The sequence below is a fragment of the Methylobacterium sp. 1973 genome (assembly GCF_040545035.1).
Classification (GTDB): domain Bacteria; phylum Pseudomonadota; class Alphaproteobacteria; order Rhizobiales; family Beijerinckiaceae; genus Methylobacterium; species Methylobacterium fujisawaense.
Genome location: NZ_JBEPLA010000003.1, coordinates 467,523 through 490,149 on the forward strand (window position 1 = coordinate 467,523; position 22,627 = coordinate 490,149).

The 22,627-nt window shown below is 67.9% G+C and carries 19 protein-coding genes; 18 read left to right on the forward strand and 1 reads right to left on the reverse strand.

Annotated elements, in window-relative coordinates; genetic code table 11:
- Positions 1 to 290 precede the first annotated feature (290 nt).
- Together ABIC70_RS09220 and ABIC70_RS09225 are read left to right on the forward strand one after the other, a co-directional pair.
- Positions 291 to 3,179, forward strand: coding sequence for a phage portal protein (locus ABIC70_RS09220; RefSeq protein ID WP_354439513.1), 2,889 nt, complete (start codon positions 291 to 293; stop codon positions 3,177 to 3,179).
- A 131-nt stretch (positions 3,180 to 3,310) separates the two neighbouring features.
- Positions 3,311 to 5,029, forward strand: a complete 1,719-nt coding sequence (locus ABIC70_RS09225) for a hypothetical protein (protein WP_354439514.1) — start codon at positions 3,311 to 3,313, stop codon at positions 5,027 to 5,029.
- A 101-nt stretch (positions 5,030 to 5,130) separates the two neighbouring features.
- Here the strand turns inward: ABIC70_RS09225 and ABIC70_RS09230 are convergent, their stop codons facing one another.
- A complete protein-coding gene (locus tag ABIC70_RS09230; RefSeq protein WP_354439516.1) occupies positions 5,131 to 6,945 on the reverse strand; it encodes an ATP-dependent nuclease in 1,815 nt (604 codons plus the stop codon).
- Positions 6,946 to 7,441: 496 nt separating this feature from the next.
- Between ABIC70_RS09230 and ABIC70_RS09235 the strand changes: the two genes are divergently transcribed.
- The 16 genes from ABIC70_RS09235 (at position 7,442) to ABIC70_RS09310 (ending at position 22,554) form a co-directional block, all read left to right on the forward strand.
- Complete coding sequence (locus ABIC70_RS09235; RefSeq protein WP_354439518.1) at positions 7,442 to 8,953, forward strand: hypothetical protein; 1,512 nt, start codon at positions 7,442 to 7,444, stop codon at positions 8,951 to 8,953.
- 6 nt (positions 8,954 to 8,959) lie between these two features.
- A complete protein-coding gene (locus ABIC70_RS09240) occupies positions 8,960 to 9,265 on the forward strand; it encodes a hypothetical protein (RefSeq protein ID WP_354439519.1) in 306 nt (101 codons plus the stop codon).
- A 29-nt stretch (positions 9,266 to 9,294) separates the two neighbouring features.
- Positions 9,295 to 9,768 carry a hypothetical protein gene (locus ABIC70_RS09245; RefSeq protein WP_354439520.1) on the forward strand — a complete coding sequence of 158 codons (474 nt, stop codon included), beginning with the start codon at positions 9,295 to 9,297 and terminating at the stop codon, positions 9,766 to 9,768.
- 3 nt (positions 9,769 to 9,771) lie between these two features.
- The gene (locus tag ABIC70_RS09250; protein ID WP_354439521.1) at positions 9,772 to 10,572 is read left to right on the forward strand and encodes a hypothetical protein; all 801 of its coding nucleotides are present in this window, start codon (positions 9,772 to 9,774) and stop codon (positions 10,570 to 10,572) included.
- Positions 10,566 to 11,051, forward strand: a complete 486-nt coding sequence (locus ABIC70_RS09255) for a phage virion morphogenesis protein (RefSeq protein WP_354439522.1) — start codon at positions 10,566 to 10,568, stop codon at positions 11,049 to 11,051. The genes ABIC70_RS09250 and ABIC70_RS09255 overlap by 7 nt, the downstream gene beginning before the upstream one ends.
- Positions 11,048 to 11,500, forward strand: coding sequence for a hypothetical protein (locus ABIC70_RS09260; protein WP_354439523.1), 453 nt, complete (start codon positions 11,048 to 11,050; stop codon positions 11,498 to 11,500). The genes ABIC70_RS09255 and ABIC70_RS09260 overlap by 4 nt, the downstream gene beginning before the upstream one ends.
- Positions 11,501 to 11,514: 14 nt before the next feature.
- Positions 11,515 to 11,745 carry a hypothetical protein gene (locus tag ABIC70_RS09265; protein WP_354439524.1) on the forward strand — a complete coding sequence of 77 codons (231 nt, stop codon included), beginning with the start codon at positions 11,515 to 11,517 and terminating at the stop codon, positions 11,743 to 11,745.
- 30 nt (positions 11,746 to 11,775) lie between these two features.
- Positions 11,776 to 12,513: a hypothetical protein gene (locus ABIC70_RS09270; RefSeq protein ID WP_354439525.1), complete on the forward strand. Its 738-nt coding sequence runs from the start codon at positions 11,776 to 11,778 to the stop codon at positions 12,511 to 12,513.
- Entirely contained in the window at positions 12,510 to 12,899 is a 390-nt protein-coding gene (locus tag ABIC70_RS09275) for a hypothetical protein (protein ID WP_354439527.1), read from the forward strand. The genes ABIC70_RS09270 and ABIC70_RS09275 overlap by 4 nt, the downstream gene beginning before the upstream one ends.
- A 62-nt stretch (positions 12,900 to 12,961) precedes the next feature.
- Positions 12,962 to 13,099, forward strand: a complete 138-nt coding sequence (locus tag ABIC70_RS09280; RefSeq protein ID WP_354439528.1) for a hypothetical protein — start codon at positions 12,962 to 12,964, stop codon at positions 13,097 to 13,099.
- Positions 13,100 to 13,520: 421 nt separating this feature from the next.
- On the forward strand, positions 13,521 to 13,679 hold the full coding sequence (locus ABIC70_RS09285) for a hypothetical protein (protein ID WP_286965837.1): 159 nt from the start codon (positions 13,521 to 13,523) through the stop codon (positions 13,677 to 13,679).
- A 705-nt stretch (positions 13,680 to 14,384) separates the two neighbouring features.
- The gene (locus ABIC70_RS09290) at positions 14,385 to 15,326 is read left to right on the forward strand and encodes an alginate lyase family protein (RefSeq protein WP_354439529.1); all 942 of its coding nucleotides are present in this window, start codon (positions 14,385 to 14,387) and stop codon (positions 15,324 to 15,326) included.
- 247 nt (positions 15,327 to 15,573) lie between these two features.
- Positions 15,574 to 18,750, forward strand: coding sequence for a glycoside hydrolase family protein (locus ABIC70_RS09295; protein WP_354439530.1), 3,177 nt, complete (start codon positions 15,574 to 15,576; stop codon positions 18,748 to 18,750).
- Between the two features lie 17 nt (positions 18,751 to 18,767).
- Entirely contained in the window at positions 18,768 to 21,083 is a 2,316-nt protein-coding gene (locus ABIC70_RS09300; protein WP_354439532.1) for a baseplate megatron protein TIM-barrel domain-containing protein, read from the forward strand.
- The gene (locus ABIC70_RS09305) at positions 21,080 to 21,691 is read left to right on the forward strand and encodes a DUF2460 domain-containing protein (RefSeq protein ID WP_354439533.1); all 612 of its coding nucleotides are present in this window, start codon (positions 21,080 to 21,082) and stop codon (positions 21,689 to 21,691) included. Before ABIC70_RS09300 ends, ABIC70_RS09305 begins: the two co-directional genes overlap by 4 nt.
- On the forward strand, positions 21,688 to 22,554 hold the full coding sequence (locus tag ABIC70_RS09310; protein ID WP_354439535.1) for a phage/gene transfer agent baseplate hub protein: 867 nt from the start codon (positions 21,688 to 21,690) through the stop codon (positions 22,552 to 22,554). Before ABIC70_RS09305 ends, ABIC70_RS09310 begins: the two co-directional genes overlap by 4 nt.
- The last annotated feature ends 73 nt before the right edge of the window (positions 22,555 to 22,627 follow it).

Genomic DNA, 22,627 nt, shown 5'->3' on the forward strand with positions numbered 1-22,627 from the left:
GCCGCAGCCGCGTCAAGGTGGCGGCCATTTGGAATGCATCGTGATTTGCGGCTAAGCTATGAGAGCTCAGCGCTATATCCCCCTGATCCTACCGGCTCGGCGCAAATGACCGCGCTTCACCGTGAGCTGAAGTCGCCGAACGGCGCACCAATGGCCGCTCTTGGCAAGCGCCCATGGCAGACCGGACAGCCGGGTTGGGTCGCAAGCGGACGGCCCTGATCCTCCGCCTTCGATCGCAGGCTTAGCGCGCTCCAGGCGCCTCTTCTCGCTCCGCCAAAGGGCAACCGGATTTGGCCTCACCCTCGCGCGGCGGCCTGGCGGGCCTCTCGCTCACACCGCTGGCCTACACCCTCACCTATGGAAGCGCGGGCTCTGGCTCGACGACCGGCCAGGTCTTGGGCTGGTTCGGTCCGTCGGCGCCGATGCGCCCGTCCGCGCCTGCAGAGGTCGCCGGCCGCCGCTTCGACTACCCGACCGGCTACAACCTCAACACCACGGCGCGCGCCTACGAGCCGGTCTCGTTCGCGCAGTTGCGCCGGCTCGCCGACGGCTACGACCTCCTGCGGCTCGTGATCGAGACGCGGAAGGATCAGGCCGCCCGGATGAAGTGGGCGATCAAGCCACGCGACAGCGGGAAACCGGCCGTCGCGAAGGCCGCGGCGATCACCGCCTTTCTCGCCAAGCCCGACGGCGTGCATCCCTGGACCGACTGGCTGCGGATGGGCCTGGAGGACGTGTTGGTCCTCGACGCCTGGACGACCTTCAAGCAGCGCTCTCGTGTCGGCGACCTCCTCGCCCTGGAGCCGATCGACGGTGCCACCATCAAGCCGATCCTCGGCGAGAACGGCCGCGTGCCGATGCCGTGGGTGCAGGGCGGCCGGACCGTCTGGCCTGAGGCCTACCAGCAGATCCTCAAGGGCCTGCCGGCGGTGAACTACACCGCCCGCGAGCTGCTCTACCGCCCGCGCAATCTGCGCACCGACCGCGTCTACGGCTTCTCGCCGGTCGAGCAGGTGATGACCACCGTCAACATCGCCCTGCGCCGGCAGGTGATGACCCTGGAGTACTTCACCAGCGGCACCGTGCCGGACGCGCTGATCGGAGTGCCCGAGACCTGGGGCCCGGACCAGATCGCGACCTACCAGACCTACTGGGACTCGCTCTTCACCGACAACCTGGCCGCCCGGCGCCGCGCCCGCTTCGTCCCCGGCAAGATCGCGCTGCACCAGACCAGCGAGCCCCAGCTCAAGGGCGAGTTCGACGAGTGGCTGTCGCGGGTGGTGTGCTTCGCCTTCTCGATCTCGCCCCAGGCGCTGATCAAGCAGATGAACCGCGCCTCGGCCGACACGCAGAAGGAACTCGCCGAGGAGGAGGGCCTCGCCCCGCTTCTCGACTGGATCAAGGGTGTCCTGGACGAGGTGATCGCCGACGACCTCGCCGCGCCCGAACTGGAGTTCGCGTGGCAGGAGGACGAGCAGATCGACGAGGCCGCGCAGGCCGAGCGCCTGCGCGGGCTGACCGCGGGCGGGCTGATGCGGCTCAACGAGGGCCGCAAGATCCTGGGCCTCGATCCCGATCCGAGCCCGGCCGCCGACGTCCTGATGGTGATGACCGGCGCGGGCCTCGTGCCCATCGACGCGAACACGCTGGCGGGCAAGAAGGCGGCGCTCGACGCGTTCGGGCCGCCGCCTGGACCGAGCGGATTCGGCGACCCCGGGCAAGACGCCGAGGATCGGGACGACAACTCATCGGACGCAGTCGGCAAGTTGCTCGGCAAGTTCGACGAGGCTCAGCCGCGGGACGCGCGCGGCCGCTGGACCGATGGAACCGCAGGCGGCGAAGCGGACGAGACCGCCGAGCGCGCCGCGTTCAAGCGCACCGTCCTACGCACCGCGATCGGCGGGGCGGTGATCGCCGCAGGCGCAATCGTCACGGCCGCGTCCGGCGGCACCGTGCCGGCCGCGGTCGAAGCGGCGGTCTGGATCGCCGAGAACTACCTGCTCGGTGACGCGCTGGTCACGGCTGGCCGCCACATCGGCGCGCATCTCGGCTACGACGACGAGGAGGTCGCGCGGATGCTCGACCACCTCGCCGGCGCGGTCGGGTTCGGCAAGGCGGCCGGGAACGCCGCTGGGGTCGAGCGGGCCCGCGCGCGGCTCGCCGAGCTGGTGGACGCCGCGCTCGACGCGATGATCGCTTCCATCCGCGAAGCCGGCCTCGACGCCGACCGCCGCAGCGCCATCGTGGCTGCCCTGGAGGATCTGCGCGGCCGCCTCACGGCGCGGATCGCGCATCTGCCAGCGCCGGCTCACAAGGCCGTCGGTGCGGAACTCACGAAGCGCCGGGTGTGGAGGCCGGCCGATCCCGTCCCTTTCGACCGGCCGGCGACGCGCCGGGCCATGCATGCGATTGCGGGGCGGCTGGAGACAGCTCTGGCGGCTACCCGTTCTGACGTGGTCGCCGAGCTGCGCGGGCGCGGCAAGCTCACCAAGGCCGGAACGGAGCCCGACGACGCTGACGCGCTGCGCCGCGCGCTGGACGCCTTTCTCGACGAGTTCGACTTCGCGGATCTGCGCGCGGTTGCGCCGGAGGTGGCCGACGAGCTGGAGGCCGTCGCCGCCGATGCGAGCCGCCGCGCTCTGGTGCAGATTGGCGCCGCCAGCCGTGAAGAGCTGGTCGACCGCATGAACACCCGGGCGGTCGCCGCCGCCCGGGCTCGGGCGGCCGAGATGGTCGGGATGCGCTTCGACGCCGACGGGCGACTCGTGCCGTCGGCCGACGCGCGGATGGTGATCACAGAGGCGACTCGCGCGCGGCTGCGCGAGACCGTCGCGTCGGGCCTAGAGCGCAACCTCGGCCTCGACGCCATCACGGAGGCGATCGAGGCGGACTACGCCTTCTCGGCAGAGCGGGCAGCACGCATCGCCGAGTACGAGGTGGCCAGCGCCAACGGCGCGGCGTCGCTGGAGAGCTACCGGAAGGCGGTCGAGGACGGCATCGCAGTCCGCAAGGCGTGGTGGGCCGAGGAGGGCTGCTGCGCGGTCTGCCAGGCCAACGCGGATGCCGGCGCGATCGATCTGGAGGACGCGTTTCCGAGCGGAGACGACGCGACGCCCGCGCACCCGTCCTGCCGCTGCGTGGTGGTGCCGGTCGTCGCAGAAGACGTGTCCGTCGACTAGGCGCTCAGCCCGCCGAAGCTCCCGCAGGGCAAGTCTCCCCGGCCCCAAGTCGACATCGCTTCCACGAGCGCCGCACCCGTCGGCCAGGTCCTGAGCCGCAGCGCGCCACCACGTCTCCGTCGGAGCCTCTTATGCCCGAGCTGTCCCTGTTCCTGCCGCTGACGAAGGTCGATGCGGCCAACCGGCTCGTCTTCGGCCTCGCCACCGCCGAGACCCCGGACCGCGCCGGCGAGGTCTGCGACTACGCCTCGACAAAGCCATTCTACGAAAGGTGGTCGGGCGGCATCGCCAAGGCGACGGACGGCCGCTCGCTGGGCAACCTGCGGGCGATGCATGGCAAGGTCGCGGCCGGAAAGGTCACGCAGATCGCCTTCAACGACGACGCCCGGCAGATCGAGATCTGCGCAAAGGTGGTGGACGACGCGGAATGGAAGAAGGTCGAGGAGGGGGTCTACACGGGGTTCTCGCAGGGCGGTGCGTACGCCAAGCGCTGGCGTGGCGAGGACGGCCTGATGCGCTACACGGCCGATCCGAGCGAGGTCAGCCTCGTGGACCTGCCCTGCCTGCCCTCGGCGACGTTCCAGGTGCTCAAAGCAGACGGCGCGGCCGAGACGCGGGCGTTCGCGGAGTCCGTACGGATTGCCCCGCCGCCGGAGCCCAGCAACGCGGCCATCCTCGCCAAGGCTGAGGATCTTGCCGCGGCAGCCGGTCGGCCGGGTGAGGTCGGCGACTTCGTGGCGCCGGCGCGCGACGCATTGGTGAAGGCGGCCGAGGCCGAGGCGCTGGCCAAGGCGCGGCCCGTCCCCGAGGCGTCGGGCTCCGCGCCCGCGAGCGAGGGCGAGGTCGAGCAGGTCTGGAAGGCGAAGGACGGCAGCACCTTCGCCAGGAAGGCGGATGCGCTCGCCTACAACGCCCGCATCGAGGCCGAGGCATCCGCCCGGTTCGCGGCGGGCCCGGTGCTCGACGCCCTATCCGATCTCGGCAAGCGGCTCGGGGCCGCCGATGGGGAAGCGACCGCCTCCGGAGCCGATGCGCAGCCGCGGCGGCGGCGCAGGCGCCCGCGCGCCGAGGTCGGCAGGGCGGCCGACGGGTCGGATCTTGCGAAAGACCTCTACGGCGTGTCGCGATTGGCGGTGTTGCTGAGCGAGATCAAGAGCATGGTCGGCTCGGCGGTGTTCGACGTGGTCTACGCCGACGGTGACGCGGCGCTGCCCCGGCAGATGAAGGCTTGGGCCACGCAGGGCGTGACCCTCCTACAGGCCATGGTCGCGGCCGAGATGTCGGACCTGATGGACGACGCGCCGACCGACGCCGCGATGGCGCTGGCCGCGGGACCACTGTCCGACGCCGCCTACGCCGCGCTGGTGAAGGCGGTGGCAGCCGACAGTCCGGCCGGTCAGGCACTGGCCAAGGCCGGGGCGCGCAACAGCCGGGCGGATCAGGAGCGGATTCAGCGCATGCACGACGACGCCTGCGGCCTCGGGGCGACCTGTGAGTCGGCCGAGAAGGCCGCCGGCATCGACCTGACCAAGGGCAGCGATGCGATCGAGGCCGTGCGCGCCGAACTCGCCAAGATGACCGGCCAGCGCGATGCACTGCAGAGGACGCTGACCGACGAGGTGCTGCCTCAGATCGCGGCGCTCGCGAAGATGGTGGGCGATCAGCCCGTTCCGCGCCATCTGGTGGGCCGCGCCATCACGAAGGGAACTGAGGGCGGCTCAAGCGTGTCGGATGCCCCGTCGGCCGACGCCATCCGCGATCATCTCGCCAAGATGAGCCCCGAGGCGCGCGCCGACTTTCTGATCAAGGTCTCTCACCAGAACCCGCAGCAGCTCGCAATTACACGTTAGAAAGCTCCGTCGACTGTATATTCGCCCAGTCAAGAAAACGAACTACTACTCTAAAGTGGTAGTTTACTTGTCATATTCGCGCCGCGAACATATTTATTTATCTATACATTGAGCAGCTTATCCACTATCTTCCTTGCGACATTATCGATATGCTGTGTGTCGAATCCCCGCTTTACAGTTTCTTCCGCAAATTTTCCCTTCGCGTAGTCAGGTACACCTCGAGCAAATAACCACTCTGGACTGCCTGCGGGCGCTCCGACCAAAGTGTGACACTTTTTTTGACTCAAAGAATTCCAGTAATCACCATTTATTGTCAGACGCCAATCTTCAGTTTCATGCGACTTACGAGAATCAATTATCTCTTTGCACAGCTCCGCCGCCTTATCTGCGGGGAACAAAAACTCCGCCGTATAAAACGCTTGATCCGCCTGTATGCCGATTCTCTTTATAAAGTTTCGAAATTCATTCGTAAAAATCAGCGACCACACGAACATTTTATTTTGAAACTGCGTTGGCTCGATTTCTGGCGTCTTGCTACAAAGCTTCCTGAATGCGCCGCGGCCTGCCTTATCGTTGTCAAAGAGAAACAAGACAGGCGACTCGGAGTTTAACCCGCCTTGTTGCATGACCGCGCTGAAAATCGCTTCTGGTGTGGTCGGTGTGCCGCCAAGCGGCTTAACTGCTAGCTGATTGTTTGGGTCAACTCGTGATAGGGCCGACCTGAACAAATCAACATCATGCGCCCCTTCCACAAATAAGGTGGGTTGCTGGATCCTTGCGAGTTCAGATCGTAATTTTTCTGCTTCAGCCTCTTTCTCGGCGAGCGCATTGCTGTGCTCTGCCAACTGCCGAATGACAAACGGCAGTTGCAGCAGGCCGGCACGTTCCATCCGTGTTTCCGCTTCATCCAGGCTGTCAATTAGGGCCGCTGCGTTGACGGGCTCCATGACATCGTCTGAGCCTTTTTGCTGTTTTGTAATAAAGAATCGGCGTATTGTGGCAAACGCATGATCTGCCGCAAGGTAAAACGCGGGCGAGTGACTAGTAATAAATATTTGAGTGTCTGAACGCTGAGCAAATTCCGAAAATCTGACTGCTTCCGCTTCCGCCGCGCCAAGATCTAAAGAGTTTTCCGGCTCCTCAAAGCCCCAGAAAAAGAACTTTTTTCTCGTTTCATTTCCATTTATATATCGCAGCAGTTCCGGAATGTGCCGAGCTTTGACACCATCGCCTTTCTGACGCAGCAATGAATGTCCATCCTCTCCATGCGCAAAATCGAGGTTTCGAAATAGCTGACTCATCTCGGTCGGTGGAGCCAAACGTGCTGGAGCTCCAAAAAGCGTCGTTAGTTGCTCAGAAAGAACTGTAGTTTGTCCTTCAATTGCATTGACAAAGGTACTTGTAGCTTCTCTAAGTGCAGCTGTTTCCGAGGCCGCGCCATACATTCTTTCGATGAGATCTGCATAGACATTCAGATCTTTTATCGCGGGGATATAGGTAAAATCAATTTCATTGAAAAATCTCGTCAACCGCGCCTGTTTGCCAGCGCTATCAACAGACGGGAACACAGTCTGTGATACGTCACCGTCGCGATTCCACTGCTTTTTTATGGCGATCTCGGTGCCTAGTGACGCGTGATAATTGCCTGGCAGATTGAATGTTATCTTAATCCATATAAATTGCCGACCTTTGGCATCTCGCGCTTCTTGTTTTCGTCTATCGGACATATCCAGATCGAAGTCAAACTGTCGGCCCGGATCTGTTCTGTTATTGAAAAACAGGTTTAAAGCTCGAAGAAGATTGGACTTTCCGCTATCGTTGCGGCCAAAAACGACGTTTAAATCGCCGGCATCATCCAGCGTAGCGCTGTATAGAGACCGCAGATAATTTACTTCAATCTTCTTGATTATCTTCATGGGTTCCCCAACCCAGGCAAGGCTGCATGCCTCTCAGGGCGCTACTCGGTGGTAGGACAAGCGCGAGGCACTTCGCAACAAGTGGTTGTAAGATGGCGCCGGCAGGTTCACCGCTGTGTGTTTTAAGCAACGAAGCGGGAAGCTGCAGAATGAATCTCGGTGCCTAGAAATTGATGTCGGCGAACATGCCTGGGTTTCTACTCCCGGTTTTGATCGGCTCATCTAAAATAATGCTTGAGATCGCTCCGATTTACGCGTGGCATTTGCAGCAGCTTGAATTGCTAAAATTTTTTTGATCTGATCCAATCTATTTAGCGTTCAAGCGCATTTGATGCAGATGTACCTAAATAATCGTTCAAAAAACTGAGCGCCGTCCCACGCATAGATCACGGGCGCAGTCCAGCCAAGCCGTACGACCCACCCCCTACGTCCGATGTTGCGCTCCGGGAACGGAGCAGCGCCGCCTCGGCCGTGCATCCACATAGGATCACGCCCCATGACTCAGCACGTCGATGTTATCGCCCTCCTCAAGGAGGCGCAGGCCAAGCCGCTCACCGATCCGATCCTGGCCCAGCTCGGGATCGACCTGCAGAAGTCGACCTTCGCGCAGGGCAGCTCGCCGACCTCCGGCCTGACCTTCTACGACCTCGAGCTCGGCGCGAAGTCGCTCTACCCGGTGCTGACGCCCCTGCGGAACGCGATTCCGCGCGTCTCGGGCAAGGGCGGCATCCAGGCCGCCTGGCGGGCGATCACCGGCATCAACGTGTCGGGGATGCGCATCGGCGTCTCCGGCGGCAACCGCGGCGGCGTGCAGGTCGTCGCCACCGCCGACTATACCGCCAGCTACAAAGGCATCGGCATCGAGTCGAACGTCGAGTTCGAGGCCCAGTACGCCGCGCAGGGCTTCGACGACGTGCGCGCCATCGCTGCCCGTACCGGGCTCCAGAGCCTGATGCTCGGCGAGGAGGCAATGCTGCTCGGCGGCAATACCTCGCTGCCGCTGGGCACCACGCCGACGCCGACGCTGTCCGGCGCGGCCACCGGCGGCGCACTCGCCGCCCAGACTTGGTCGGTGATCGCCGTGGCGCTGGCGCTTGATGGCGTGATCAACGGTACCGTCGCGGGCGGAATCCAGTCGACCATCACCCGCACCAACGCGGACGGCTCGACCGACGTGTTCGGCGGCGGCGCGGCGGCCCGCTCGGCGGCCGCCACGGTCGCGACCACCGGCGCCACCGGCTCGATCGCGGCCTCGGTCACCCCGGTGCCGGGCGCGCTCGGCTACGCGTGGTTCTGGGGCGCGGCCGGCGCCGAGTTGCTGGGCGCCATCACCACGATCAACTCGGTCCTGATCACGGCCGCGGCCGCGGGCACCCAGACCGCCGCCTCCCTCGGAACGGTCGATCGCTCGACTTCGGCCCTGTCCTTCGACGGGCTCCTGACGCAGGCGTTCAGGCCCGGCTCCGGCGCCACCATCGTCACCCTGCCGCCGGGCCCAGCTGGCATCGGCACGCCGCTCACCGCCGACGGCGCGGGCGGCATTGTCGAGATCGACGGGGTGCTCAAGTCCATGTGGGATATCTACCGGCTCTCGCCCGACACGATGTGGGTGAACAGCCAGGAGGCGCTGAGCATCTCCCGGAAGATCCTCACCGGCAACGCGAGCTCGGCCTACAAGTACGAGATCGCGGTGACCCGCGATCAGCTCGGCGGCGGCTTCATGGCCCGCACCTACCTGAACCGCTTCTCGATGGCGGGCGGCTCGACCCTCGACATCAAGGTTCACCCGAATCTGCCGGCGGGCACGATCCTGTTCACCACCGGCACCCTGCCGTACCCGATCAACAACGTCGGCAACGTCATGCAGGTGCGGGCGCGGCAGGATTACTACCAGATCGAGTGGCCGCTGCGCTCCCGGAAGTACGAGTACGGCGTCTACTCCGACGAGGTGCTGCAGCACTACTTCCCGCCGTCCCTGGCGGTGATCACCAACATCGCCAACGGCTGAGCACCCATGGCCGCGCCGCTCGCCCGCATGCTGCCGCCCGGGGATGGGCGCCCGCACACCACGGTCGCCAACGGCCGTCCCTACCGGGGTACGGCCGGCGCCGTCCTCGACGTGCCGGTCTTCGACGCGCAGGTGCTGGAGGCCAATGGCTGGATCCGCGCCGGCAGGCACGCCCTCGCCGGCCCGACCGCGGGGCGGCCGAGCACGCCGCTGGCCGATCAACTCTTCTTCGACACCACCCTGTCGCTGCCCGTCGTCTGGGACGTCCTGGCCAAGGTCTGGCGCAACGTCTGGACCGGCGCCCCGGCCTGACGCCCCTCCCCCGCAGCAGGAATCCCGACATGATCAAGATGCGCGCTCCCGAGGGGCTGACCGGCTTCTCGCACCAGGGCTACGCGATCGCGGTGGACGCGGACGGCGCGGTGCACGTCGACCCGCGCCATCGCCTCGACCTCGAGGCGCACGGCTTCACGCCGTGGGATGCGCCGGGCCCGGCCACAGCTTCGGTTGCCGTATCTCTTGGACCGCTCGACCAGGATCGCGCCCGGCTGGTGACACTGTTCACCGAGACGGTCGCGGCGATGCCCGACGAGGATGTGGCGCGCATGATCGCCGAGGCGGATCAGCGCCGGCGCCTGGAGCAGGAGGACGCCGAGCGGATCGATCCGGCGAAGGTCACGGCCGCAGACATCGACGTGATGAAGCGCCACGAGCTGTTCGCCTTCCTGAGGAAGCGCGGCATCCGGGTCGTGCCGCCGGTCGACAACGACACGCTGCGGGCTAGGGCCCGGGACGCCCTGGCGCCCGCCGCCTGAACCATGATCTGGCCGAGTTCCCACGATCTCGTGCGGCTCGCCGATCTCGGCGTTGAGGAGGATGCCGAAGGCTCGGTGCAGCGCCTGATCACGGCGGTGAGCCGCACGATCCTGGCCGCGCTGAATCGGCCCGCGATCCTGCCGCGGCGCTACACCGAGGTCCGGACCGGGGGAGCGGATCGCATCCTCCTCGCCAACTGGCCGATCACGGGGATCGAGGCGGTCACCGTGGGTACGACGGCGATCGCGGCGGCCGAGGACGCCGGATCGCGTGGCGGCTACACGCTCCAGCCCGTCGACGAGGCCCCGCCCGGCCGGCCTCAGGTGCTCACCCTTCCGGGGCGTCCCGGCTGTGCCGCGGTCACGGTGACGTATACCGCCGGCTACCAGATCGCGGTGGGGCCCGTGCCGATCCCGGGCAGCGCGCCGTGCGTGGTGTATCCGGACCAGCCCTATGGCGCCTGGGCCTGCGATCTCGGCGTAGTCTTCATCACCGGCGCGGCGCTCACCCAGGTCGATCGGAACCCCGCGCAGGGGCAGTACGCCGTCGGCGATACCGGCGGCTACCTGTTCTCGGCCGAGGACGTGGGCGAGGCGGTGGCGATCACCTACGGCTACGTCCCGGCTGATCTTGCCAACGCCGCGCTCGACTGGATCCGCGACCGCATGGCCTACGCCGAGCGGGTCGGCATGCAGTCGAAGTCGCTCGGCGGCCAGGAGACCGTTTCCTACCGGATCGCGGCCGTGCCCGATTTCGTCTCGGCGGCGCTGCAGCCCTACCGCGCGGTGGTGCCGCCGTGCTGACCGACATCCAGGTCGCGGAGACCCGGGTCGTCGCCCGGTTCGACCGGATGCCCGACGCCGTCCGCGCCGAGATGGTGAAAGCGGTCCAGGTCGAGCGGCTGGTGCTGGAGGCGCTGATCAAGCGCAAGCTCTCCGGCGAGGTGCTCAACGTGGTCACCGGCCGCCTGCGCCGCTCCATATTCTCGGACGTCGAGACCCGCGATGACGCGGTGACCGGCACGGTGAGCCAGTCGGGCGACGTGAAGTACGGCGCCCGCCACGAGTTTGGCTTCACCGGCGAGGAGGCTGTCGCGGCGCATGTGCGCACGATCACGCAGGCCTTCGGGCACGCGATCGCCCCGCGCGCGGTCGACGTGCGCAGCTTCACCCGCACCGCCAACACGCCGGAGCGCTCGTTCATGCGCTCCTCGCTCGCCGACCGGTCGGAGGCGATCATGGCGGCGCTGAAGGGCGCCGTGGCCCGGGGGATCGCGGGATGACCGCCCCGCTCGGGCCGCGCAACGCGGCGGTGGTCGCGCTCCAGGCCGTCGTGGCTGGCGCCTATCGCTGGAAGTCCGGTCCGACCCGGCGCCTGAAGCTGTTCGCCGACGTGCCGGCCGCGCAGCGCCCGGCCGTGTTCCTGCACGAGGGCGGCGACGAGAGCTACGCGTGGTCGTCGGGCGCGGTGCCGCGGCGGACGATCGAGGTGAAGATCTTCGTCTACATCGACGCCCGCGACCCGCGCATGATCGGCGCGGCGCAGCTCAACGACATCATGGACGCGCTCGATGCCGCCCTGGCGCCGTCCGGCGCCGACCTGGCGCTCGGCCGCACGACGCTCGCCGGCACCCCGTACATGGCCCGCATCGCCGGCCGGCCCGTGAAGGTGCCGGGCGACCTCGACGGCGACGGCCTCCTCGTCGTGCCCGTGGTGATCGAGCTTCCCTGACCCAGGAGATCCCCATGGAATCCGAGCCCGATCCGGGCGCCGTTGAGGCGCCCCAGCCCGCGCCCGTGCACGCCGACGCCTCGCTGATCCGTGGCGACACGCTGGCGGCGCGGATCGACAACCTGCACGCCGACATGCTCGGCGGCACCGCGCTCGGCCACCACACCGCGCTGTGGAACCTCGTCCACGCCTTCAAGGAACGCGTGAAGGCGCTGGTCGCCGAACTCGAGCACGCCGCGCCCTGACCGCGCTGCCCCTTCTGAGAGGAGACCCGCATGTATTCCTTCGGCTCCGGGGTCCTGATCGGAACCCGCACCGACATCGCCAACGCGACCCCGGTGAACTTCGGCCTCGTCCAGGAGGTCACCATGGACGAGACCGCCACGATCAAGGAGCTCTACGGCCAGCAGCAGCACCCGCTGGCCATCGCCCGCGGCACGATCAAGACCACCGGCAAGGCCAAGGTCGCGCGGATCTCCGGGCTGGCCATGGCCTCGCTGTTCTACGGCGTCACCCCGGTGCCGGGGCAGCTTATGACCGCGTTCGGCGAGTCCGGGTCGATCCCGGCCGGGTCGCCCTACACGGTGACGGTCGCCAACGCCGCGACCGCGGCCGACGATCTCGGCGTGCTGAACGCGCTCACCGGGCTGCCTTTTACGAAGGTGGCCAGCGCGCCGGCCGCCGGCCAGTACAGCGTGGCCGGCGGCGTCTACACCTTCGCCGCCGCCGATCAGGGCAAGTTGCTGCTGCTAAATTACACCTACGCGCTGGCCAGCGCGGGCCAGCACTTCACCGTGACCAACCAGCTGCTCGGCACCACGCCTACCTTCCAGGCGCAGTTCTACACGACCTTCCAGGGCAACGCGGTCAACGTGCGCTTCAACAACTGCACGTCCTCGAAGCTCGGGTTCGGGACCAAGCTCGAGGACTTCGTCATGCCGGAGTTCGATTTCAGCGTGTTCGCGGACGCGGCCGGCAACGTCGCGACCTGGTCGTTCGGGGATGTTGGATGAGCGCCGATCCGCGGCCGCTTCCGGCCACCATCACCCTCGGCTCGAAGACCTGGACCGTCCGTCCGCTCACCCTGCGCCAGGTCGAGGCGCTGGAGCCGCTGGTCGCGCGCGGGTCCGGCGAGAGCCCGTTCGCCTATGGTCTTGCCGTGGTGAGCGCGGCGCTGGCCCGCGACCACGAGCCGGACATCGCGGGCTTGCGCGACCTCGAGGCCACCAGTGCCGATCTCGCCGAGGCGACCCGCGCCGTGCTGATCCTCGCGGGCTACCTGCCGGGTGCCGCCCCGGGGGAAGCGCGGGCGGCGCAGGGCGCCGCCTCGACCTCGACGCCGTCTACGGCCGGATCTGCACCGTCACCGGATGGTCCCTCGACGCCGTCGGCGAACTGACGCTCTGGGACGTTCGGCGGCTCTATCACTACTGGTCGGCCCATCCGCCGGTCCACGAGCTGGTGGCCGCGTTCATGGGCGTGAAGGCTCAGGCCGAGCTGCCGCCCCCTGCTGCAGCGGCTGGAGCAGCGGCCGACGACCCGAGCGGCATCGGTGCGATGATCCTGCGCTTCCCCGACGGGCAGGTGAAGGCGCGGTAGAGCCAAAGGTCGACCAGCCCCGTTCTTGGTCCGGCCGCTTGCGACCCAACTCGATCGTTTGGAGCACCCTGGGCGCGCTCCAGAAGCAGTCATTCGCTGAGTACCGCATGTGATTGGCTCAGCATGTGGCATGCCCATCGACCTTCATCACGTTTTTGTTCATGCCAGAGATGTGATGAAGCTGAGTAAGGCTGATTTTCGGCCTCCCGCACTTCGCAATGGGCTGTTCAGGGTGGCAAAACTGAACAGTTACTGACCGCCCTGTTCACAAGGTATGCCCCGTTTGCCGCGCACCGTCCCCTGACGTCCTGCCGCCTTGGCCGGCCGGATAGGAGAGAGAACATGGCGTTTCGCATACTCACCGCGGCCGCCACCGCAGGCTTTGCCCTCACGTTCACGGCGGGTTCGCCCGCCTTCGCGCATGGCCATAGCCATGGCGGACATCACGGCGGCGCTCATCACCACGGCGGTCAACATGGCGGCGGACATCACGGTGGATGGCACCCGCATGGTGGACATCCCCATCACGCCGGGGGCAGCTCGCATGGGCACGGGGGATGGCGCGGCCGAACGGTCGTAATCAACCGGCCCTATCCCTTGTGGGGTGGATCCCGCACCGTGGTGGTCGATCGCCCCTACCCGGTCTACGGCCACCAGTATCCGATCTACCGCGCGGCCGTGCCAGCAAGTTATGGCCCGGGCTGCCGCATTTCTCGAAGCGTAGGCATCACTCCCTGGGGCTGGCATAAAATCGTGACGACGAAGACCTGCTTGGTCCCATGATAGGTCTTTTCACGGCCCATCACCGATTGCGTTGGATCAACCGTCAATGATGCGGCCATCGTCGGACAGTACGCAATACACGCTACCTCTCTACTGAGGGATCGAAGAATTGCAGCGGACGAATTGTCGGCGAAAGCGTCAAAACGTATGAAGCCCTCCGATGGGCAATTCAGAGAAAAATTGACTTATGCCAGACGTACCGCACGACGCGGCGATCTAATATGCTCAAGGAACCAAGGTGATGCTTACAAAAATATCGATCCGGCCTCCTACCGGGTGGTTTTCATCTGTCGCGATGCTTGGTGCAATTACGCTATCGAGCTCAGTGACTGCGCATGCGCAGGCGATGCGCCACCCCGGCGCATTCGACTCAGCCTCACAGTTTGCCGGTATCGCTCAAGCCGTTCGACAGAACCGGCAGCCATGGGCGGCCTCGTTCGCGCGTCTGCGGACAAACTCTCACGACAGTCCCGGTTACCAGCCGCGTCCTGTAGAGGTACTGGTGCGCGGGACCGCCCCCAATCATCCCGCCGAGAACTACGCTACCCTATTCAACGACGCCGCCGCTGCCTATGCACTCGCGCTGGACTGGAGAATAACCGGCGACACACAGCGTGCGGCAAGGGCGGCTGCAATCCTCAACGCTTGGGCCGGCACACTGAAGGTCGTCACCGGGACATCGGATAAATATCTCGCCTCTGGTATCTACGGTTACCAACTCGCCGTCGCGGCTGAGACACTGCGCGACTTTCCTGGCTGGCAGCCCCGCGACCGTGAAGAATTTGCGCGCATGCTGCTCACGGTCTTCGCCCCAATGAACGACGATTTCCTCGCACACCATAATGGCGCGGCGATCGATCACTACTGGGCCAACTGGGATCTGGCAAACGTCGCTTCCTTGATGGAGATCGGCGTCTTCACGAACCGCCGTGATCTCTACGAGCATGGACGCGAATACTACCTGCATGGTCCAGGCAATGGCGCGATCCAGCACGCGGCATGGAAGACCTATCCCGGTGGCTTTGCGCAGTGGCAAGAGAGCGGGCGTGATCAGGGTCACTCGCTTCTCGGCATTGGCTTGGCGGGTACCATCTGCGAGATTGCGTGGCAGCAAGGCGACGATTTGTTCGGGGCCTACGACAACAGGTTGCTCGCAGCCGCCCGATATGTGGCTCGATACAACCTGGGCGGCGATGTCCCCTACACGCCCTACACGAACAGCGATGTTGCGCAGCCGGTCATCTCGAACAATGGCAGAGGTGAGGTTCGCCCAATTTGGTCACTGCTCGTCGCACACTATGTGCAACTCAAGCATCTCGCTGCACCAGAGCTTGTTCAAGCTGCCGCTCAGGCCGGCCCGGATGGGGGAGGTGGCGACTATGGTCCTAATAGCGGCGGGTTCGACCAGCTCGGTTACGGCACCTTGACCTTCACAATGCCATAGACGTTCCGTGTAGAATTAAGCCCCTTCTGAGTAATGGAGATTATACGATTTGGCCGCTCTGAATGCTTGCAATTTTTCAGGGCGGGCGTCTAGGTTGATCAGTCAGCGCAGCTGCGCATGGTAAGCCAATGCCATCCATGAGGGCTGAAGCGTCCGCTTTGACGGTCTTTTGCTCAAATGCAGACTGTCGTAAAACCACCCTTAGCAGCCGCCCGCTCGGTCACTCCGATCGCGTTTGAGCCCGACCATGGCCGACGACATCCAGGTCCGCTTCGGCGGCGACGCGGGCGGTATCCGCGCGGCCGCCGATCAGGCCAAGGGCACCATCCAGGGCTTCGCCACGGCAGCCCGCGGCCAGAACGCGACCGCGCGCCAGAGCTACGACGAGCTGAAGGCCGCCATCGACGCGGCCAACGCGGCGCTGCGGCAGATCCAGGCGAGCGCCGAGAACACGTCCGCGCTGGTCACCCAGGCCCGCGCCGTGGCGGTGCTTGTCGCCGCCTACGAGGGCCTGCGCGCGGCCGATGAGGCCGTGTCCGGCGCGACCGGCCGGACCTACGCGGCGGTCGGCACCGCCATCGCGGCTACCGCGACCGCGGCCCGGTCCGGCGCCAGCGCGCTCGTGGAATACGCCTTCAACGCGCTCTCGGCCTCGCGCGCCCTCGACGTCACGGCCCTGTCCACACAGGGGCTCACCGGCGCGATCGAGCGGCAGCGCAGTGTCTTCCAGGAGTGGCGGCGCGGCTCGCAGATCTACGGCTCCGGCCTGCTCGAGGTCGAGGGCCGCACCATCGCCGCCGCCGGCAACATGGACCGGCTCCAGGCCGCCGCGCAGGCGCGCGGGTTCGAGAACGCGACCCGGATGCTCCAGGCCTTCACGCTGGAGCTGACCAAGGTCCCGGGCATGACCGATCAGGGTGCGGCCTCGATCGAGGCCATGCTCGCCGTCGTCCCGAACTACACCGGCTCGGCCAACGCCTCGATCGTCTCGCTGATCGCCATGATGGCCTCCTCCGAGGACGAGGCGAAGCAGATGGCGTCGTCCCTGACCGCGGCCATGCGCGATCCCGCCACCGCGGGCGGGCCGTATCTCGCGGCGCTCGGCGGCGTCTCGCGCGAGCTGCGCGCGCAGTTCGACCTCGCGCGCCAGAGCGGCAACGCCAACCAGATGCAGGCGGCCATCCTGTCCGCCCTGGTCGAGCGCGCCCGCGCCTACGGCAACGAGATGACCCGGTCGCTGCAGGAGCAGCTCAAGAGCTATTCGGCCCTGGGCCCGCTCGCCGGCCTGTTCGCCTCGCGCCTGCGCGGGCAGGTGGACGAGGCGAACCGGGTCACCGAGGCGCTGGAGAAGCAGCTGGAGGTCATCGAGCGCCGCAACGCCACCCTCGCGCGGACGCCGCTCAACGCGGAGCAGCTCACCGACGCCACCGCGGGCCTCCTCGGCAACACCGCGCAGGCCGGGATCGACCAGGCGACCGGCCGGATCGACCTGCTGCGCCAGCGGCTCCAGGGCGCGACCGGCGACGCCGCCGCGCTGATCCGGAAGTTCGAGGGGTTCAGCAGCGCGGCCTACCGCGACAACGACGGCCGCTTCCGCGTCGGTTTCGGGTCGGACACGACCACCGGCGCCGACGGCCGCGTCAGCCCGGTCACGGCTGACACGGTCACGACGCGCGAGGCGGCCGAGCGCGATCTCGCCCGCCGCCTCGTGGAGTTCCAGACCGAGGCGGCCGCGCAGGTCGGCAGCGCCTGGCAGGGCCTGTCCGACCGGGCGAAGGCCTCGCTCACCTCCGTGGCCTACAATTACGGCTCGCTGCCGCGGGACGTGACCGCCGCAGCGCGCAGCGGCGACGAGGGCGCGCTGGCCGCCACGATCCGCGGACGGTCGGGCGACAACGGCGGGATCAACGCGGGGCGGCGGAATCAGGAGGCCGACAACATCACGGGCGGCGCCACGGCCGAGGCGCTGCGCGCGCAGCTCGACCTGCGCCAACAGCTCGCGGACCGGCAGATCGGCGGCAACGCGCTCGACCGCGAGGCGCTGGCCACCGCCCAGGCCAACGCTGCGGGGCGGCGCGACGAGGTCGCCGCCCAGGAGCGGGCGAACGACGCCCTGCGCCGTCAGCTCGACGCGACCACCGACCTCTCGGCGCGCACGGCGCTCCAGACCCGGCTCGCGCAGGGCGAGGCCGCGCTCGCAGAGAAGCGGGTCGCACTCACCCGATCGGAGGCAAGCCTCCAGACCGCCGAGATGGAGACCGGATCGCGCGAGCGCCTGCGCATCCTCAACGACGCCCTGACCGTCGAGCAGGGGCTGCACGCCCGCGGTACGGCGGCGTGGAATCAGCTCGAGGCCCAGAAGATCGCCAACACCCGGGCGGTGGAGCAGGCCGAGGCGCAGGAGCGGGCCACTGCCGAGGACACGGCCTACCAGAACGCCAAGCGCGTCCTGGAGGACCGCATGCGCGACCTGCGCCAGGAGGCGCAGGAGCGCGGCCTCAGCTTCGCGGAGCGCCAGGCCGAGACCAGCGCGGTGCTCGGGCAGATCGAGGACCTGGAGCGCGACCACCAGCGCAAGCTCGCCGAGATCTGGGGCCAGGGTACGAGCCAGTACCGGCAGGCGATGGCGCAGCTCGACCGGCTCGCGTCCGAATCGGCGAGCCGCCGCGCCCAGGCCGAGCGCGAGATGCAGAAGGCCGAGTACCAGGACACCAAGCGCACCTACGAGCAGATCGGCTCGACGCTCACCGGCAACGTCTTCAGCGTGATCCAGGGGCAGACCACGATCGCCCAGGCCGCCCGCAGCACGGCGCTGTCGATCGTCCAGAGCTATGTCCAGGCCCGGGTGAAGCTGATCGCCGACTGGCTCGCCGGGGTCTCGGCCCATCAGGCGGGCGAGGTCGCCAAGACGGCGGCCACCACCGCCGGCGTCGCCGCCCGGACCGGCGCCGAGGAGACCGGTGCGGCCTCGGCGTTCGCCACGCAGGCGGGCGCGATGGTGAAGTCGATCATGGCCTCGGCCTCCGAGACCTTCGCGGGCATCTTCGGCTTCCTGTCGCCGGTGCTCGGCCCGGCCGCGGTCGGCCCCGCGGCCGCCGGCGAGGCGACAGTGGCGGCCGCCGCCGCGGCGATCCCGTCCTTCGCGGTGGGCGCGTGGTCGCTGCCCAACGACATGGTCGCGCAGGTGCACAAGGGCGAGATGATCGTGCCCGCCGGTCCCGCCGGCGCCCTGCGCGCTGCGATGGGGGGCAGCCCGGCGCCGAGCCTCGCGCTCAACCACACCACGCAGATCAACGTCTCGGCCGTGGACGGCGCCTCGGTGGCGGACTTCTTCCAGAATCATTCGCGCCCGCTGATGCGGGCGATCAACCAGGCGGTCCGGCAGGGCGCACATCTCGGCCTGTCGCGGCTGGGACCAGGCTGAGAGGGCCAGGCTGCGCCGTGATCGACTTCATCACCGGCTTCAACCTGCTGCCCGCGACCGGGGAGTTCGGCTACGACCCGCTGCCCTACCGGGCCTCGCGCTGGCCGCCCTCGGCCGCCGAGCGCCCGTTCAAGCCGATCAACACCTACGCCGCGCCGGACTCGGGGCGCACCGATTGCAGCCTCGCCCTCGACGCCCTGGCCGAGCAGGTGCCCGGCTGCACCACGGTCAACCTGCTGGTCGCGTGGTTCGGCTCCTCGGTCGACGCGCGCCTCTGCAGGATCTACCCGTCGACGATCTACATCGACGGCTCGTTCCAGCGCGTGGACGGGCCCGAGCCCGTGGAGGAGAACTGGCAGGTCTCGGGCCTGACGCAGCTGTCGCGGGGCCCGGGCGGCGCCCCGATCCTGATCCCGATCACCACCGTCGACGGCCACGCGGTCTACGGCGGCACGCCGTCCGACCAGAGCGTGGTGCGCTGCCTGCGCGACCTCAAGGCGCGCGGCTACCGCGTCGTGTTCTACCCGTTCCTGCTGATGGACTGCCCCGGCTTCCCGTGGCGCGGGCGCATCGGGCTCGACGCGGACGGGACCGCGGCCGCGGCCGCGACGGTGGCCCGGATCCTCGGGCCGGCGACCCCGTCGCACTTCACCCGCCATCCCGACCGCCTGACGGTCGACTATGCCGGCCCGGCCGATGACTACAGCTTGCGCCGGATGATTCTGCACTGCGCCAACCTGTGCGTGCTGGCCGGCGGCGTCGACCTGTTCCTGCTCGGCTCCGAGCTGCGCGGCTTGGAGGCGATCCGCGGGCCGGGCTGGACCCGGGCCGGCACGACCGGCGACGACGGCACCGTCACCTGGGACTACCCCTTCGTCGACGGGCTGGGGCGGCTCGCCGACGACGTGCGCGCGATCTTCGACGCGGCCGGGCTGACCCAGGACGCGGCGGCCTTGCGCAACCTGATCACCTATTCGCCGGACTGGTCGGTGTGGATGGGCGTGCAGCATCCCGGCGAGGCCGGCCAGTGGCCGCATCTCGACCAGCTCTACGGCCGGGACAGCATCGACCTCGTGGCCTTCGACAACTACTTGCCGCTGTCCGACTGGACCACGGCCGGCGGCGGCCTCGACGCAGCGAATTGGACGGCGCCCGCGCCCGACCGGAGCCGCTGGCCGCCCGGGCCGGACACGATGAGCGGCCTCGGGCTCTCGGGCGAGCCCACGCTTTACGACATGGCCTACCTGAAGCGGAACATCGAGGGCGGCGAGAAGTACGACTGGTTCTACGCCGACTCGGACAATCTCGGGATCGGGCTCGATCCGCTGGGCTCGGACCAGCAGGTCTCCCGGCCGACGGGCGACCGCGTCACCCAGACCCGCAGCCGGTACTATCCGGGCCAGGAGATCCTGGCCAACAAGCAGCTGCGCTGGTGGTGGAAGAACCCGCACCGCGCCGTCTACGACGACGGCGACGGCCGGGGCTGGGTGCCGCGCGGGCCGTTCACACGCTGGGTACCGCTCTCGAAGTCGATCACCACCGTCGAGTACGGCTTCGGCTCGATCGACCGCGCGACCAACCAGCCCAACGTGTTTTACGACCCGAAGAGCACGGAGAGCTTCACCGCGTTCTGGTCGGTGTGGGACAGCGCCGACGGGGCGACCTACACGCCCCGGCGGGACGACACGCTCTGCGCGATGGCGCTGCGGGCAGTCTACGAGTACTGGTACCGCGACGGCCACAACGAGGTCTCGGCCGCCGGGCTGCCGATGCTCCAGACCGCCTTCTTCGCGGTCTGGAACTGGGACGCGCGGCCGTTCCCGACCTTCCCGCTGCGCTCCGACGTCTGGGGCGACACCCTCAACTGGCCGGCGGGTCTGTGGGTCAGCGGCAAGGGCCCGGCGCTGCCGCCGCCGCCGCGCGATCCCTCCCCCAAGCTAGAGCCGTACTCGACCTTCCCGGCGCTCTCCGGCCGGGCGTGGTCGGTGCGCTACGCGCCCGTGTTCCGCACCGGCGCAGCCGCGCACGTCTCGGGCCGCGATGCGCGGGCCGCGCGCGTACGGTCGCCGTCCTGGGAGATCGAGCTGGCCTACGACGTCCTGGCCGCTGACGGCTTCGCGGTGGGCGGGCTCGCCGGGGACTTCGAGCGCCTCGCAGGCTTCTACGGCCAGGTCGCTGGACGCGCCCTGCCGTTCCACGTCGCCGTGCCGCCGGAGCTCGGGACGGGATCGAGCCTGCTCTGCCGCTTCGCCGACGACGACTTGGACCTGGAGCAGTTCATGGCGCTGCTGTTCGCCACCCAAGCCTTCCGGCTCGTGAGCGTGCGCGGGTGAGCGAGACCCCGCCCGCCTTCCCCGCGCTGCCGGGCCAGGGTTGGTCCGTGCACAAGCGCCCGACCTTCGCGACGCGGCTCGCCCCGCACGTCTCGGGCCGGGAGGTGCGGGTCAGCCTGTACGCGGCGCCCTTGTGGGAGTTCGAGGTGACCTTCGACGGGCTCGCCGAGGGCTCGGCCTTCCCCGGTCTCGGCGCGAACTCGCTGCAGGCGCTGCTCGGCCTGTTCCTGCGCTGCCAAGGTCGCTTCGGGACCTTCCTGTACACGGATCCGACCGACAACGCGGTCGCGGCCGGCGCGATCGGCGTCGGCGACGGCCGGTCACTGGCCTTCCCGGCGCGGCGCACGCTCGGCGGCTTCTCCGAGCCGGTCGGCTGGGTCACCGCCCTGCGCGCCGTCACCGTCGACGGCGCGCCCGCCGAGGGCTGGAGCCTCGCCGCGCCGAACCGGATCGTGCTGCCGGCCGCGCCGGCGGCGGGCGCGGTGATCAGCGCCGCGTTCAGCTTCGCCTACCTGTGCCGCTTCCTCGACGACGTGCAGGACTTCGAGAACGTCATGGCCGGACTGTGGAAGGCTGAAGGCGTCAAGTTCCGAAGCGTTCGGACGTGAGGCCCGCCGATCCCGCACTCCTGGCCTGCCTCGCCGAGATGCGCAGGCGGGCCGACAAGCGGCTCCTGATGGCGGACTGCTTCACCTTCACGCTGCTGTCCGGCCTGATCCTGGCCTACACCGACGTCGACGTGCCGATCACGCTGAACGGCACCACCTACCGCGCCGATTCCGTGCTGGTGGACGGACTGCGCTACCGCTGCACCACCGGCCTGGACGTCGATCAGCAGCGGATCACGGTCTCGGCCCGCCCGTCCGACACGATCGGCGGCGTGCCGTTCCTCGTGGCCCTGCGCGAGGGCGTGTTCGACGGCTGCACGGTCCGGCGCGACCGGGCCTTCCTCACCGCCTGGGACGCCCCACCGATCGGTGGCGTGACGCTGTTCACCGGGCGCCTGGCGAGCGTCGATCAGGTCGGGCGGACGTCCGCGGCCCTGACGGTGGCGAGCGAGCTGACGCTGCTCGACGTCGACCTGCCGCGCAACGTCTGGCAGCCGACCTGCAATCACACGCTCTACGACACCGGCTGCCGGCTCGTCCGGCAGGCCTACGCCTCGGCCGGGGCGGTCGGCGATGGGGCGAGCACGACGTTCATCCCCTGGGCCGGCGCGAGCGAGGCGCTGACACAGGGCACGGTGACGTTCACGTCGGGCGGCAACACCGGGGTGTCAGCCACGATCAAGCTGGCGGACGCGACCGGTCTGATCCTCACCTATCCGCTGCCGGCGCTGCCGGCCCCGGGCGACAGTTTCACGGCCTACCAGGGCTGCGACCACACCCTGGCGACCTGCCGATCCAAGTTCGCCAACGAGGCCAACTTCCGCGGCTTCCCGTTCGTGCCCACGCCCGAGGCGGCGTTCTGACCCATCGAATCAATCGATTACGGAAACTGGGATCGTCTGATCACCGGCCATCGACTACCCAGACGTGTTCGAC

Coding starts and splice junctions, on each gene's coding strand:
- ABIC70_RS09270 (WP_354439525.1), top strand. CDS start 11,776: ATGTATTCCTTCGGCTCCGGGGTCCTGATCGGAACCCGCACCGACATC.
- ABIC70_RS09265 (WP_354439524.1), top strand. CDS start 11,515: ATGGAATCCGAGCCCGATCCGGGCGCCGTTGAGGCGCCCCAGCCCGCG.
- ABIC70_RS09230 (WP_354439516.1), bottom strand. CDS start 6,945: ATGAAGATAATCAAGAAGATTGAAGTAAATTATCTGCGGTCTCTATAC.
- ABIC70_RS09225 (WP_354439514.1), top strand. CDS start 3,311: ATGCCCGAGCTGTCCCTGTTCCTGCCGCTGACGAAGGTCGATGCGGCC.
- ABIC70_RS09295 (WP_354439530.1), top strand. CDS start 15,574: ATGGCCGACGACATCCAGGTCCGCTTCGGCGGCGACGCGGGCGGTATC.
- ABIC70_RS09250 (WP_354439521.1), top strand. CDS start 9,772: ATGATCTGGCCGAGTTCCCACGATCTCGTGCGGCTCGCCGATCTCGGC.
- ABIC70_RS09275 (WP_354439527.1), top strand. CDS start 12,510: ATGAGCGCCGATCCGCGGCCGCTTCCGGCCACCATCACCCTCGGCTCG.
- ABIC70_RS09245 (WP_354439520.1), top strand. CDS start 9,295: ATGATCAAGATGCGCGCTCCCGAGGGGCTGACCGGCTTCTCGCACCAG.
- ABIC70_RS09260 (WP_354439523.1), top strand. CDS start 11,048: ATGACCGCCCCGCTCGGGCCGCGCAACGCGGCGGTGGTCGCGCTCCAG.
- ABIC70_RS09235 (WP_354439518.1), top strand. CDS start 7,442: ATGACTCAGCACGTCGATGTTATCGCCCTCCTCAAGGAGGCGCAGGCC.
- ABIC70_RS09285 (WP_286965837.1), top strand. CDS start 13,521: ATGGCCATAGCCATGGCGGACATCACGGCGGCGCTCATCACCACGGCG.
- ABIC70_RS09240 (WP_354439519.1), top strand. CDS start 8,960: ATGGCCGCGCCGCTCGCCCGCATGCTGCCGCCCGGGGATGGGCGCCCG.